This window comes from Micromonospora tarensis (genome assembly GCF_016803395.1).
In the GTDB taxonomy this organism is placed as follows: Bacteria; Actinomycetota; Actinomycetes; order Mycobacteriales; family Micromonosporaceae; genus Micromonospora; species Micromonospora tarensis.
The window spans coordinates 1-14,203 of the sequence record NZ_JAEVHL010000170.1; the positions used below are offsets into that span (position 1 = coordinate 1).

Genomic DNA, 14,203 nt, shown 5'->3' on the forward strand with positions numbered 1-14,203 from the left:
ACCGTGGTGCGGCCGGTCCGGCGGCGCCCGGGGCCGCCGGGAGCAGGGTGAGCGTCGGGGCACGGTGTGCGCCGGTGGCGTCCGCCCACCTGACGACAGTGCCGTCGGCGTACGTCTGGACGACCTCGAAGGTGAGCCGCTCGACCTGCGGCAGCGGCCCCATGGACAGCGCCAACCGGGCCGGTCCGGGGCCGCTGTCGCCAACCCGGACCCAGGTCACCGCGGTGGTCACCGTGCTCACCCCGGAGGAGTGGATGCCGGCCACCGGCTTGTCCAGGTCGCGGGAGCTGATCCGGGGCGCCCAGCCGTCCACCGACATCGGGTACACCTCGGCGATCGGTGCGTCGGCCGGCAACCGGATCTCGACCTGCGTGGTCTTCGTGCCGGCCCGCTCCTCCGCGACGGAGAACTCAAGCCGTACGGCGTCGCCCTGCCGTGCCTCGGTCGGGGTGGTCGTCACGTCCGCCGCGTGCGTCGTGCCGGGCCAGAGCAGCAGCCCGGCGGCGGTCAGCGCGGTCACCGCCGCGATCCGCCGTCGGCGCTCGCCGCCGTGCGTGCTCGCCATGTCGTGCCCCCATCCGTGTCCGCGCGGCCGGCACCGGTTTCCGGCCACACCCTGTAGTTCGGCTGCGTGGCGCGAAAGGTTCAACGCGACCGGCAGGAAGGTGCCCTTCCGGACCCCGGGAGGGTGGACCGATAGCATCGGCAGGAGCCGAGGATCGGCACCGTTTCGTACCGCTTGGAGGAGTCACCGTGTCCGCACCCCGTACCCCCGCCGTGGCCGACCCCGTCGTCGTCGCCGCCGGGACGACGGCGGCCGACGCGGTGGCCGCGGCCGGACTGCCCGCGAACGGCCCCAAGGCGATCGTCGTGGTCCGCGACCCGCAGGGTCAGCTGCGCGACCTGGACTGGGCCCCGGCCGAGGAGACGGTCGTCGAGCCGGTCAGCCTGGACTCGCCGGACGGGCTCAACGTGCTGCGCCACTCCACCGCGCACGTGCTCGCCCAGGCCGTGCAGGACGTCTTCCCCGAGGGCAAGCTGGGCATCGGTCCGCCGATCGAGAACGGCTTCTACTACGACTTCGACGTCGCCAAGCCGTTCCAGCCCGATGACCTCAGCAAGCTCGAGAAGCGCATGCAGGAGATCATCAAGTCCGGGCAGCGGTTCCGCCGCCGTCGCTTCGGCAGCCTGGACGAGGCGCGCTCGGAGCTGGCCGACGAGCCGTTCAAGCTGGAGTTGATCGAGGTCAAGGGCGAGGGCCTGGACACCGACGAGGTGATGGAGGTGGGCGGCGGCGAGCTGACCATCTACGACAACCTCGACGCCAAGGAGGACAAGGTCTGCTGGTCGGACCTGTGCCGGGGCCCACACCTGCCGACCACCCGGCTGATCGGCGCGTTCAAGCTGATGCGCTCCGCCGCCGCCTACTGGCGGGGGTCGGAGAAGAACCCCCAACTACAGCGGGTGTACGGCACCGCGTGGCCGACCCGCGACGAGCTCAAGGCGTACCTGAAGCTGTTGGAGGAGGCCGCCCGGCGCGACCACCGCAAGCTCGGCGCGGACCTGGACCTGTTCAGCTTCCCCGACGAGATCGGCTCCGGCCTGGCGGTCTTCCACCCCAAGGGCGGCATCATCCGCCGCGAGATGGAGCACTACTCGCGGCGGCGGCACGAGGAGGCGGGGTACGAGTTCGTCAACACCCCGCACATCACCAAGGCGCAGCTGTTCCAGACCTCCGGTCACCTGCCCTACTACGCGGACACCATGTTCCCGCCCATGCAGCTGGAGGGCGCGGACTACTACCTCAAGGCGATGAACTGCCCGATGCACAACCTGATCTTCAGGTCGCGCGGGCGGTCGTACCGGGAGCTGCCGCTGCGGATGTTCGAGTTCGGCACCGTCTACCGGTACGAGAAGTCCGGAGTCGTGCACGGCCTGACCCGGGTCCGGGGCCTGACCCAGGACGACTCGCACATCTACTGCACCCGCGAGCAGATGGCCGGCGAGCTGTCCACGCTGCTCAGCTTCGTGCTCGACCTGCTGCGCGACTACGGCCTGGACGACTTCTACCTGGAATTGTCGACCCGGGACGACTCGCCCAAGTTCATCGGCGCCGACGAGGACTGGGCGGAGGCCACCGAGGCGCTGCGCACCGCCGCCGAGACCTCCGGCCTGGACCTGGTGCCCGACCCGGGTGGCGCGGCGTTCTACGGGCCGAAGATCTCCGTGCAGGCGCGGGACGCGATCGGCCGGACCTGGCAGATGTCCACCATCCAGGTCGACTTCAACCAGCCGGAGCGGTTCGGACTGGAGTACCAGGCCGCCGACGGCAGCCGGCAGCGACCCGTGATGATCCACCGGGCGTTGTTCGGGTCGATCGAACGGTTCTTCGGGGTGCTCACCGAGCACTACGCGGGTGCGTTCCCGGCCTGGCTGGCACCGGTGCAGGTGATCGGCATCCCGATCCGCGAGGACCACACCGACTACCTGCACGGCTTCGTCGCCGCGCTGCGTGCCGAGGGCATCCGGGCGCAGGTGGACGCGGGTGACGACCGGATGCAGAAGAAGATCCGGACGGCGCAGCAGCAGAAGATCCCGTTCATGGTGATCGCCGGCGACGACGACGTGGCCGCCGGCACGGTCTCCTTCCGCTACCGCGACGGCTCCCAGCGCAACGGGGTGCCGGTCGCCGAGGCGGTGACCCACGTGCTCGACGTGGTCAGCTCGCGGACCAACATCGGCCCGTCCGCCGCCGCCGAGTAGCGGAACCACCCCGCGGCCCGCGCGCGGCCGCGCGCCGGCGCGCCGCGTGCTCGTGGCCCACGTGCCGCCGACGCGGTCCGTGTGACGCATGATCGCGCTCGATCCAGGAAGTAGTGGCCTCCCCGGTGCGGGAGCACTACTTCCATGTTCGAGCGCGATCATCGCCGTGGAGGCGGCGCGATCATCGCGGTGGAGGCGGCGCGATCGTCGCGGTGGAGGTCGGCGTGCGGAGGCGGCGTGCGGAGGCAGCGCCCGGAGGCGGTGCCGGGTATCAGATGCCGCAGTTCGGCGCGGACCAGCCCCCGACCGCCGCCACGTGGGTGTGGTCGTTGTGGTCCGGGTAGCCGGGGCCGAGGATCTGTCCGAAGCCGTGGTTGCGGGCCTGCTGTGCCAGCCGGCAGAACGACGGGGACCCGGTCAGGTCCACCCCGTCGCCGTACAGGTGCCGACTGTTCGACGCCCCGCCGACCGCGCTGTTGCAGGCGTAGCTGCGGAAGCTGCTGCTGATCGAGATGGCCACGTCCCCGAGGGCGTGTCGCATGGCCTGGAGCTTCCACATCGAGACCAGCGCGTTGAACCGTGCGGTGCTCGCCGAGACCGCCCCGCCGGACCAGTCGCTGTTGCACTTGTTCAGCTCGGGGTAGCTGAAGTTGGCCGGGGTGCAGTCGTCGTCCTGGAGGGCGTAGATGCGGTTGAACGTCTGCGGGCCGGCGATGCCGTCCGCGGGCAGCCCGTACGCCTGCTGGAAGCGGATCACCGCCGACCGGGTGGCCGGGCCGAACGCGCCGTCGAGGGTGAGCACCGCGCCGTAGCCGGGGTAGCCGGCGACCCGGATCTGGAGTTGCCGGACGTCCTCGCCGGACGCCCCCTGGGCCAGGGTGCGACCCCAGGTGTAGCAGCCGTCCGCCTGGGCCGCGCCGGCGGTGAGGGTGACGCCGGCCACTGTGCTGGCGGCGGTCAGCGCGAGTGCCGCGAGGAACCTGCCGAGCCGTCGGATCATGGAGCCCTCCATCAGTGCATGGAAGTTCTTGGATGTATGGGATCTTCAGGTTTCGACATTGATCCGTCAAGAACTTTCAGCAGTGAGTTTCCCGCCGACGGAGTCCCGCCCGCTCGCACGGCTCCGTGGCGCCGCTGGGGCAGGCCCGCCGGGGTGCGGGCTCCGGCCGGGTCTTCCATTCATTCGTCGGCGGCCGGTAGCCTCTTCGACGTGCGGCTGCCCGAGAGTAAATATCTCCGTCGAGCCCTATTCGGGATTGCCGCCCTTTGTCTTCTTCTTCTCGCGGTCATCCAGTACCTTCTCCTGCCGGCGGACGGAGACAGAACCGACAACCTCAAGGCGGTCGGTGCCAATGTCGTGGCGAACCTGCTGACCTCCTTGATCGCGTTCCTTGTCGTCGCCGGGGTGATCTTGTGGCTGCTGCCCCCCGCCCCGGACAGTCGGGAAGTGAAGGTTGTCAGCGGGCGAGATCGGGCAGCCACCCTGGACGAGGGTCGGCGGTCGACGACTTTCTGGTGGTTCAGCGGAGGCCTGGGCCGATTCAATCGAGCCATTGTGATACCCGAGCTTGCGACTGCGGCGAGACGATCCAACTCCGCTCGGTCCATAGTGCTCCTCACTCTGGATCCGGATTCTTCCGCAGTGTGTTCGACCTACGCCGAACTGCGCGGCGCACGACGCTCGGGGCGCGGGCAGGAGTGGACGGAGGCGTCCGTTCGCACTGAGATCCTGGCAACGGTGCTGGTCGCGTTCCAGTGGCGCGATCGCGAGCCGCTGCTTGAGGTGGAGGTGCTCTTCAAGCAGACCTGTTCGTTGACCCGCCTTGAGATCAACGATTCCTTCGCGATTCGTACGTCGGAGGATCCGGCTGAGTCGGCGCTTGTCTTCCCCAGAGGTGTTCCGTTCTACTCGCTCATGCAGGAGGATTTCCGCCTGGACCGCAAGCAGGCGCGGGGTATCCGAACGACTCCGCTTCCGGCGGATCCTGACGCGGCGGCTCTGCGAGGCTGGTTCGTTCAGATCGGCGTCGGTTGTGCCAGCGGAATGTCGGATGCGGAGATTCAGGAAGTGGTCGAGGTGGCCGCCAGCAGCAGGAGTCCCTATGGATGAGGCTACGGAATTTGCGAGTTACCTGCTCTCGTCGCCCGAGGGGAGAACGTTCGACGAGGTGTTGAATGGTCTTCGGCAGGTCGGGGTCGACCGGTTGGTTGATCCACGCCGGATGCATCAGCACGTGTTGGGTTTTGTCCAGCTCCGGCTCGCCACGTCGGCGAACAAGGAACTGCGGATCCATCACTGGCCGGCCGGTGCGTCCTTCTCCGAGGAGCCGCACACGCACCTCTGGGATCTGACCAGCTATGTCCTGGCTGGGGTGATCACCAGCACCGAATACGCCGTGCGCCCCACGTCGAGCGGGAGCGCCCACCGGCTCTTCGTGGTGAAGCCGGCGCACGGCGGGACCGTTCGGGAACCCACGGGTCGGCAGGTGCGCGTCTCGATCGACAAGCAAGGGTCCCATGACGTTGGCTCCAGCTATTTGGTGCCGCACGGGGTCTTCCACACGTCCGCGCCCTCCTCGGCGAGCGCACTCACGCTGATCACGACATCCGTCCCCATGGTCGACTATCCGCTGGTGGCGGCACCGCCGCAGTCGGGTCGGTCGGGGCACGCCCCGATGAACCCACCGACGAGCCATGAATTAGACGATTTCCGGAGAGCGCTGTGGCAGGCAGTCGAATGACGCTTCGAGTGGCAACATGGAACATTCGGGAGGCGTCAGCCGCGGCTTCCAATGAGCCGTTCGACCCTTGGGAGTTCGTCCAGGAACTGAACCTGGACATCCTTGCCCTGCAAGAGGTGCCATTCGATGATGGGCGCAGTTCCAAGGTGCTGTCGGCGATGCGTTCCCTGGTCGGCCTCCGGTCCGCCAGCGCGCTGCCGCTGCATCCGTCCGGATTCGGCGCGTCGATGTCGGGTCTGGCGACGCTTTCCCGCCATCCGCAATCCGAGCCGAGCAACCGCTTCTTCGACCCCGAAGGTCAGGCGATAGTGGTGGACGGTCGGTTGGAGAACGTGCACCACAAGGCGCTCAGCCAGGTCACCTGCCTCACCCAACTCGGCTCGGTCGTGCTGTTCAACCTCCACCTCTTCCCCTTCCAGCGGATGGGGTTGCCGGCCTCACACGAACGCTTCGAATCTGTCTGGCGGATCGTGCGCGGCCAGTTGGATGCGTCAAGGGATCTGCCGACCGTGGTTCTGGGCGACTTCAACACACCGATCCGTGAGTTGGCGATGGCACCCGACGCCGGCTATTCACGGGTCGTCGGCGACCGGGTCACTCACGAGGGTTTCGCCTCCGACGACATCCTGATCTCGCGGCACTTCCAGACCCGACGGGTGGAGCTCCTGGAGAATCCGTCGGATCACCTGCTGTGCTTCGCGGAGCTTGAGATGGCCGAGCGACCCGGGGGGTGACGAGGCGAGCGACTAGAGCGCTCCCATTCGTCCCCGGCGACGATGTGGGCGTCCGCGGCCGGTCGGCGGGGGAGGGCTAACCTGGTGCGAGAGATCCAGTCTTGCCGCCCTGAGCTGGCTCAGCGGCACGTGCGGCGCCGCAGTTCGGGGAAGCATCGACTGCCGAGCTGAAGGTGTTGGTGACCAGGGAGATGGTGCACGACAACGGGTTGGCGGATGGGCTGGACCGGCTCTGGACGCCACACCGGATGGCCTACGTCTCAGGCGGGGATCGGCCCGACGGCGCTCCCGAGAAGCCTCCCGGTTGCCCGTTCTGCCGGGCCCCCGGCCTGCCGGCGGAGCAGGATCTCGTCGTCGCGCGGGGCGCGCACGTCTACGCGATGCTCAACCTCTACCCGTACAACCCGGGGCACCTGTTGATCTGCCCGTACCGGCACGTCGCCGACTACACGGATCTCGACACGCCCGAGACCATCGAGCTGGCGGCCTTCACCAAGGACGCGATGCGCGTCATCCGGCACGTCTCCAACGCGCACGGCTTCAACCTGGGCATGAACCAGGGCGGAGTGGCCGGCGCCGGCATCGCTGCCCACCTGCACCAGCACGTGGTGCCGAGGTGGGGCGGCGACGCCAATTTCATGCCGGTGATCGCCCGGACGAACGTGCTGCCGCAACTGCTCGCCGACACCCGGGACCTGCTCGCCAAGGCGTGGCCCGCCTGACCGTCGCCGGTGGGCGACGTCCGGCCGCCCGGCGTCCGCGCCGGTCCGGCTAGTCGGCGCGCAGCAGCGGGGTCAGCTCCGACCAGCTCTCCACCCGGTGTACGCGGGGCAGCAGCGCGGCGTGCGCGGCGACCTCGGCCGGGCGGGGCCGGAACAGGAAGCGGTGCCGCACCGCGTCGAGGTAACCGAGCACCTCCAGCTTGTCGTCCACGAAGTGGGTCAGCCCGAGCCGCCGCGCGATCGGTGCCTTGGCCGGGCGGCTACGACAGAAGTGCACCCGCTCCACCGGGATGCCGGTGCGGGCCGGGAAGTCGTGGTGGGCCAACCACTCCCGGGTGCGCCGTTCGGTGTCCTCCCCGCACTTGGACACCAGGTGCACCTCGTCGAACGCGGGGGCCAGCGCGGCGAGCGCGTCGAACGCCCCGGCCACGACCGGCGTGCGCAGGTAGTGGGCACCGAAGAACGACGTGTCGGCGTCGTCGTCGGCCGGTTCGATGAGCACTCCGCCGATGTCCACACCCAGCCGTCGCATGGCGCGATCATGCCGCACCTGACCCGACGTCGGATACCGCGTTTACGCCCCGGGATCTGCTACGCCCCGAACCCTGAAGGTGGCACGATCGGCCGATGGCAGTCACGACACGGACGTTGGGGCGCAGCGGCATCGAGGTCAGCGCCCTCGGCATGGGGTGCTGGGCGATCGGCGGGCCCTGGGCGGAGGGCACCCAGCCGTTGGGCTGGGGCGCGGTCGACGACGACGAGTCGGTGCGGGCGGTACGCCGGGCACTCGAGGTGGGCATCACCCTCTTCGACACCGCCGACACGTACGGGGCCGGGCACAGTGAGCGGGTGCTCGGTCGGGCGCTCGCCGGTCGCCGCGACGACGCCGTGATCGCCACCAAGTGGGGCTACACCTTCGACGAGTCCAGCCGACAGGCCACCGGGGAGGACGCGTCCCCCGCCTACCTGCGGCGGGCCGTGACCGCCTCGCTGCGCCGGCTGGGCACCGACCGGATCGACCTCTACCAGCTGCACCTGGCCGACCTGCCGGTGCCGAGGGCGCAGGCGCTGGTCGGCACCTGCGAGGACCTGGTCGCCGAGGGCCTGATCCGCGGGTACGGGTGGAGCACCGACCGTCCCGACCGGGCCACCGCGTTCGGGCAGGGCGCGGCCGGTGCGACAGCCGTCCAGCACACCCTGTCGGTGCTGCGGGACGCCCCCGAGCTGCTCGCCGTCTGCGACAAGTACGACCTGGCCAGCGTCAACCGGGGGCCGCTCGGGATGGGGCTGCTCACCGGCAAGTACTCGGCCGCCTCCACCCTGCCCCGCGACGACGTACGCGGGTTGGCCCCGGGTTGGTTGGAGTGGTTCCGGGGTGGCCGGCCGGCACCGGAGTGGCTGCGCCGCGTCGGCGCGGTCCGCGCCGCGCTCACCGCCGATGGCCGCACCCTGGCCCAGGGCGCGCTGGGCTGGATCTGGGCCCGCAGCGGACGCACCATTCCGATCCCGGGCTGCCGTACCGTCGCCCAGGTCGAGGAGAACGCCGCCGCGCTGCACCGGGGCCCGCTACCGGCGGACCAGTTCGTCGAGGTGGAACGCCAGCTGGCCGCCCTCCGCGCGGCGGCGCTGCGCGACGCCGACCGCCGGCACTGGCCGCGCCCCACCGATCCCACGGTCCATCCCTGACGGCCCGCCGGTGGCGCTGCCCCGCAGCTGGGGCAGCGCCACCGGGCAGAACAGGGCGGGCGCCGGCGGTCAGGGGGTGTGTTCCTTGCGGGCCTGGTCGGCCAGGTGGGCGGGCATCGGGTCGTGCCGGACGAAGTGGCGGCGGAAGGTGCCGGTGCCGCCCGTCATGGAGCGCAGCTCGACGGCGTAGCGCAGCAACTCGGTGGCCGGCACCTCGGCCCGGACCAGGGTACGGCCCTCGGTGTCCGGGTCCGGTTCGGTGCCGAGGACCCGGCCACGCCGGCCGGACAGGTCACCCAGCACCGTGCCCACCGAACCGTCCGGCACCCGGATGGTTACCTCGTCGATCGGCTCCAGCAGGGCTGGCTGACCACGGTCGGCGGCGTCGCGAAGGGCCAACGCGCCGGCGGTCTGGAAGGCCGCGTCGGAGGAGTCGACGCTGTGCGCCTTCCCGTCGACCACTGTCACCCGCAGGTCCACCACCGGGTGCCCGGCGACCAGCCCGCGCTCCAGCTGGGCGCGGACGCCCTTCTCCACCGACGGGATGTAGTTGTGCGGCACCGCGCCGCCGACCACCCGGTCGACGAACTCGAAGCCACTGCCACGGGGCAGCGGCTCGACCTCGATGTCGCAGACCGCGTACTGGCCGTGGCCGCCGGACTGCTTGACGTGGCGGCCGTGCCCCTTCGCGGGCACGGTCAGCGTCTCGCGCAGGGAGACCTTGACGGGCTCGGTGTCCAGCTCGACGCCGCCCGCGCGCAGCCGGTCGAGCAGCACGTCCGCGTGTGCCTCACCCATGCACCAGAGCACCAGTTGGTGGGTTTCCGGGTTGCGTTCCAGCCGCAGCGTGGGGTCGCCGGCGACCAGCCGGGCGAGGTTGCGGGCCAGGGCGTCCTCGTCGGCCCGGCTGCGGGCGACGATGGCCACCGGCAGCAGGGGCTCCGGCATCTCCCAGGGTGCGATCAGCAGCGGGTCAGCCTTGGCCGAGATGGTGTCGCCGGTCTCGGCGCTGCCCGACTTGGTGACCGCGCAGATGTCGCCGGCCGCGCAGAGCGGCACCTCACGCAGGGTGGCGCCCAGCGGGGTGTAGATGTGCCCGACCCGCTCGTCGGCGTCGTGGTCGGGGTGGCCCCGTTCGGCCATGCCGTGCCCGGAGACGTGCACGGTCTGGTCGGGACGCAGCGTGCCGGAGAAGACCCGGACCAGCGAGACCCGACCGACGTGGCGGTCGACGGTGGTCTTGACCACCTCGGCGACGAGCGGTCCGGCCGGGTCGCAGGTCAACGGCGGACGCGGTGACCCGTCCACGCCGGTCACCGCCGGCAACTCGTGCTCCAGCGGCGACGGGAACGCCGCGGTCAGCAGCTCCAGCAGCACGTCCAGACCGACACCGGTCTCGGCGCAGACCGGCACCACCGGATAGAAGTGGCCCCGCGCGACGGCCTTCTCCAGGTCGTCGATGAGCACCTCGGTGCTGATCTCCTCGCCGTCGAGGTACCGGTCCATCAGGGTCTCGTCCTCGCTCTCGGCGATGATCCCCTCGATCAGCTCGTTGCGGGACTCGTCGATGGCCGGCTGGTGCTCCGGGTCCGGTTCGCGGACGTCGGCCGGGAGCCCGGCGCTGTAGTCGAAGACCCGGCGGGTGATCAGACCGAGCAGACCTTCGGTGGACACCCCGTCGTCGCCGAGCATCGGCAGGTAGAGGGGCATCACGTTGTCGCCGAAGAGCCGTTGGCAGAGCGCCACCGTCTCGTCGACGTCGGCGCGGGGCTGGTCGAGTCGGGCCACGGCGACCGCTCGCGGCATGTCGACCGCGGCGCACTCCTCCCACAGCGCGACGGTGGCCGCGTCCATGCCGCCCGCCGCGGAGACCACGAAGAGCGCGGCGTCGGCGGCCCGCAGCCCGGCGCGCAGCTCGCCGACGAAGTCGGCGTACCCGGGGGTGTCCAGCAGGTTGACCTTGACGCCGTTGTGCAGCAGCGGCGCGCAGGCCAGGCTCACCGAGCGCTGTTGGCGTACGGCTGCGGGGTCGTGGTCGCCGACTGTGGTGCCGTCGGCCACGGTGCCCGCCCGGCCGATCGTGCCGGTGGCCGCGAGCAGCGCCTCGACCAGCGTCGTCTTGCCCGCTCCGGAGTGCCCGACGAGCACCACGTTGCGAACCCGTTCGGGCTCGGTCACCACCGGCGTGCCGCCGGCGGAACCCTTCTCCTGACTTTTCTGCGCCATCGGGCGCACCTCCCTCAGCCGGTGGTGGGTGGCGACCGCCGCGCGACGGGAAGCGGCCCGGGGCGAGTGCGCGGCGATATCCTCCGGTGGTCTGCTGCACAGCGGGAACGGGACGGGCGGCCGGGTGAGCTGGCTCACCTCCCCGGCTCGATCTCACACCCGTTGCCGGGTGGGCACAAGCCTCCCCCGGGCGGGTCGGCGGGACCGGCCGTATCGCCGGACCTGGGCGGACCGTTACTGTGGGGACCGCCATGGCAAAGATCTTCCAAGTGTCGGCCCGCGCGGGGATGACCCGCGTCGTCGAGCCGATCGCCCGCGCCCTGCTGCGCGCGGGCGTCACCCCCAATGCCGTCACCGTCGCGGGCACCGTCGGCGTGCTCGTCGGCGCCCTCGGCTTCGGTGCCCGCGGCCACCTGGTCGCGGGCGCGTTGATCGTGACCCTGTTCGCGCTCACCGACCTGCTCGACGGGACGATGGCCCGGATGAGCGGCGGTTCCACCAGGTTCGGTGCGTTCCTCGACTCGAGCATGGACCGGGTCGCCGACAGCGCCGTCTTCGGCGCGGTCGCGTACTGGCTGGCCACCCGGGGTGACCACTCCGGAGTGGCCGCCGCGTTGGTCTGCCTGGCCGCCGGTGGCCTGGTCTCCTACGTGAAGGCCCGCGCCGAAGGGCTCGGCATGTCCTGCAACGTGGGCATCGCCGAGCGCACCGAGCGACTGTTGATCGTCGGCGTCGGCGGAATCCTCACCGGCGTCGGTGTGCGGCCGGCTCTGGAGATCGCGCTCTGGCTGCTCGCCGCGGTGTCGATCGTCACGGTGGCGCAGCGGATGACGCACGTCTACCGCCAGGCCCAGCAGCTCCAGCCGGACGGCCAGGCGTGAGCGGGGGGTCGACGCCCCGACGCCGGACGACCGGGGGTCGAGTCGCGTGAACGTCAGCGAGCTGGGCTTCGTCGCCGGCTGGCGGGTGGTCCGGGCGTTGCCCCGGCCGCTGGTGGCGGCGGCCTTCCAGGCGGGCGCGGACCGCGCCCACCGACGCGGTGGCGGGAGTACGGCCCGACTGCGCGCGAACCTGCGCCGGGTCGTCGGACCGGAGCTGCCCGAGGCCGAGCTTGACGATCTCGTCAGGCGTGGCCTGCGCTCGTACGCCCGGTACTGGATGGAGGCGTTCCGGCTGCCCGCGTTGAGCCGGGCGCAGATCCTGTCCGGGTTCCGGCTCGACGGCGCGGAGCTGCTCGCGGCCGACGTGGCCGCCGGCCGGGGCGCGGTGGTGGCCCTGCCGCACGCCGGTAACTGGGACGCGGCGGGCGCCTGGGTGGCGGCCACGGGTTGGCCGATCACCACTGTCGCCGAGCGGCTGCCGGATGGGGTGTACGAGCGGTTCGCCGCCTTCCGGGAGGCGCTGGGGATGGAAATCCTGCCGACCCGCGGCGGGCCGCGTCCGGCGTTCGAGGTGCTGCTGGACCGGGTACGCGCGGGTGCGGTGGTGCCGCTGCTGGCCGACCGGGACCTCTCCGCCCGGGGGGTCGAGGTGGACTTCTTCGGTGCGAAGACCCGGATGCCCGCCGGGCCGGCGTTGCTCGCGTTGCACACCGGCGCGCCGCTCTACGTGGCCTCGATGTGGTACGAGGCGGACGCCGCGTGCGCGTCGCTCGCCGGCCCGCTGCCGGTGCCGGGGCCCGAGGCCGGTCCGCTGGACCAGCGGGTCCGGTCGCTGACCCAGCTGATCGCCGACCGTCTGGCGACGGGTATCGCTCGGCATCCGGAAGACTGGCACATGTTGCAGCGGATGTGGTTGGACCAGGGGAGGGCGGGGGAGGGCGCGGCGAGGCCCTCCTCGTCGGCCCCCGGCCCGGCCTGAGGAGGTGGGCACGGTAAGCGCGAGGAGTGCAGCGCGGCGGAGCCCCGCAGTCGCGGACCGGGGGCACTGACGCATGCGGATCGGCATCGTGTGCCCGTACTCCTTCGACGTCCCCGGCGGGGTGCAGAACCACGTCGTGGACCTCGCCGAGGCGTTGATCGCGCTCGGTCACGAGGTCAGCGTGCTCGCCCCGGCGGACGAGGATTCGCCGCTGCCGGAGTACGTGGTGTCCGCCGGTCGGGCGGTTCCGCTGCCGTACAACGGCTCGGTGGCCCGGATCGCGTTCGGCCCGGTGTCGACCGCCCGGGTCCGGCGGTGGATCACCAACGGCGACTTCGACGTGCTGCACGTGCACGAGCCGCTCACGCTGAGCCTGTCGCTGCTCGCCGTGCTCTCCGCCCGTGGGCCGGTGGTGGCCACGTTCCACACCGCGATGACCCGTTCGCGGGTCCTTGCCGCCGCGCAGGGTGTGCTCCAGATCGTCCTGGAGCGGATCACCGCGCGGATCGCGGTCAGCGCGTTGGCACGCAAGGTGCAGGTCGAGCACATGGACGGCGGCGCGGTGGAGATCCCCAACGGGGTGGCGGTGGCCAAGTTCGCCGACGCCGAGCCGTTGCCGGGCTGGCCGGGGGAGTGCGCCGTGGGCACCGGCGGCACGCTGGGCTTCCTGGGCCGGTTCACCGAGGCGCGTAAGGGTTTTCCGGTGCTGCGGGACGCGTTCGTAGAGTTGGCCGCCACCCGACCCGGGCTGCGGTTGCTCGTGGCCGGGCCGGGTGACAGCGACGACCTGTACGACCAGTTCCCCGCCGACCTGCGCGAGCGGGTGACGTTCCTCGGTCTGGTCAGCGAGCCGGACAAGGCGCGGATGCTGCGCAGCGTGCACCTCTACGTGGCACCGAACACCGGTGGTGAGTCGTTCGGCATGATCCTCACCGAGGCGCTGGCGGCGGGCACCACGGTGGTCGCCAGTGACCTGGACGCGTTCCGGCGGGTCCTCGACGGCGGGCGCGCCGGTCGGCTGTTCCGCACCGGTGACCCGGTGGGGCTGCGGGACGCGCTGACCGAGCTGTTGGACGACCCGACCGGCCGGGCGACGCTGAGCGCCTGCGGAGATCAGGTGGTGGCGAATTTCGACTGGCCGGTGGTTGCTCGCCGCGTTCTGGAGGTATACGCAGCGGCGATCGAGGCGACCGACGGGCGGGTCATCGACCAGGAATGGGTGGGGCTGGGCTGAGCCGGTGTGACGGGTGGCGCGGAGGTGACCGGGGTGGCCGGTCGGGCCGCGCCCAATCGGACGAAACGGAGCAGCACTACGATGCCGCACATGTGGTGGGTGGTGGCCGCGAGCGTGGTCGTGGGGCTGGTCGCGGCGTACCTCGTCTGGACCGCCGGCCGGGTCGAGCGGTTGCAGAGTCGGGCGGAGCTGGCGGCCCGCGCCCTCGACGCCCACCTGCTGCGCCGGGCGGCGGCC

The 14,203-nt window shown here is 71.2% G+C and carries 13 protein-coding genes; 9 read left to right on the plus strand and 4 right to left on the minus strand.

Going from position 1 to position 14,203, the window contains the following annotated elements; translation table 11 throughout:
- Window positions 1–565, minus strand: a 565-nt coding sequence (locus JM949_RS25425; RefSeq protein ID WP_203150801.1) for a DUF1775 domain-containing protein, incomplete at its 3' end; no start/stop codon positions are given.
- A 188-nt stretch (window positions 566–753) separates the two neighbouring features.
- Between JM949_RS25425 and thrS the strand changes: the two genes are divergently transcribed.
- The gene (thrS, locus tag JM949_RS25430; RefSeq protein WP_203150802.1) at window positions 754–2,763 is read left to right on the plus strand and encodes a threonine--tRNA ligase; all 2,010 of its coding nucleotides are present in this window, start codon (window positions 754–756) and stop codon (window positions 2,761–2,763) included.
- 271 nt (window positions 2,764–3,034) lie between these two features.
- Here the strand turns inward: thrS and JM949_RS25435 are convergent, their stop codons facing one another.
- Complete coding sequence (locus tag JM949_RS25435) at window positions 3,035–3,763, minus strand: D-Ala-D-Ala carboxypeptidase family metallohydrolase (protein ID WP_203150803.1); 729 nt, start codon at window positions 3,761–3,763, stop codon at window positions 3,035–3,037.
- 210 nt (window positions 3,764–3,973) lie between these two features.
- Here JM949_RS25435 and JM949_RS25440 point away from each other — a divergent pair, with 210 nt between their 5' ends.
- The 4 genes from JM949_RS25440 (at window position 3,974) to JM949_RS25455 (ending at window position 6,960) form a co-directional block, all read left to right on the plus strand.
- Window positions 3,974–4,873, plus strand: a complete 900-nt coding sequence (locus JM949_RS25440) for a hypothetical protein (protein ID WP_203150804.1) — start codon at window positions 3,974–3,976, stop codon at window positions 4,871–4,873.
- Window positions 4,866–5,504, plus strand: coding sequence for a hypothetical protein (locus JM949_RS25445; RefSeq protein WP_203150805.1), 639 nt, complete (start codon window positions 4,866–4,868; stop codon window positions 5,502–5,504). The genes JM949_RS25440 and JM949_RS25445 overlap by 8 nt, the downstream gene beginning before the upstream one ends.
- Window positions 5,501–6,238: an endonuclease/exonuclease/phosphatase family protein gene (locus JM949_RS25450; RefSeq protein ID WP_203150806.1), complete on the plus strand. Its 738-nt coding sequence runs from the start codon at window positions 5,501–5,503 to the stop codon at window positions 6,236–6,238. Before JM949_RS25445 ends, JM949_RS25450 begins: the two co-directional genes overlap by 4 nt.
- A gap of 191 nt (window positions 6,239–6,429) precedes the next feature.
- Complete coding sequence (locus JM949_RS25455) at window positions 6,430–6,960, plus strand: HIT family protein (RefSeq protein ID WP_203150813.1); 531 nt, start codon at window positions 6,430–6,432, stop codon at window positions 6,958–6,960.
- Between the two features lie 49 nt (window positions 6,961–7,009).
- On the opposite strand, the gene JM949_RS25460 is transcribed toward JM949_RS25455, so the two are convergent.
- Entirely contained in the window at window positions 7,010–7,492 is a 483-nt protein-coding gene (locus tag JM949_RS25460; RefSeq protein WP_203150807.1) for a hypothetical protein, read from the minus strand.
- Between the two features lie 95 nt (window positions 7,493–7,587).
- Here JM949_RS25460 and JM949_RS25465 point away from each other — a divergent pair, with 95 nt between their 5' ends.
- A complete protein-coding gene (locus JM949_RS25465) occupies window positions 7,588–8,646 on the plus strand; it encodes an aldo/keto reductase (RefSeq protein ID WP_203150808.1) in 1,059 nt (352 codons plus the stop codon).
- Between the two features lie 69 nt (window positions 8,647–8,715).
- Here JM949_RS25465 and JM949_RS25470 read toward each other — a convergent pair whose 3' ends face one another.
- Window positions 8,716–10,872, minus strand: coding sequence for an elongation factor G-like protein EF-G2 (locus tag JM949_RS25470; RefSeq protein ID WP_203150809.1), 2,157 nt, complete (start codon window positions 10,870–10,872; stop codon window positions 8,716–8,718).
- Between the two features lie 251 nt (window positions 10,873–11,123).
- Here JM949_RS25470 and pgsA point away from each other — a divergent pair, with 251 nt between their 5' ends.
- The 3 genes from pgsA to JM949_RS25485 all read left to right on the plus strand — a co-directional run bounded on the left by pgsA (window position 11,124) and on the right by JM949_RS25485 (window position 13,966).
- Window positions 11,124–11,753 (plus strand): phosphatidylinositol phosphate synthase, encoded by a 630-nt coding sequence (pgsA, locus tag JM949_RS25475; RefSeq protein WP_203150810.1) that lies wholly within the window; start codon window positions 11,124–11,126, stop codon window positions 11,751–11,753.
- Between the two features lie 46 nt (window positions 11,754–11,799).
- On the plus strand, window positions 11,800–12,732 hold the full coding sequence (locus JM949_RS25480; RefSeq protein ID WP_203150811.1) for a phosphatidylinositol mannoside acyltransferase: 933 nt from the start codon (window positions 11,800–11,802) through the stop codon (window positions 12,730–12,732).
- Window positions 12,733–12,805: 73 nt separating this feature from the next.
- Entirely contained in the window at window positions 12,806–13,966 is a 1,161-nt protein-coding gene (locus tag JM949_RS25485) for a glycosyltransferase family 4 protein (RefSeq protein ID WP_203150812.1), read from the plus strand.
- The last annotated feature ends 237 nt before the right edge of the window (window positions 13,967–14,203 follow it).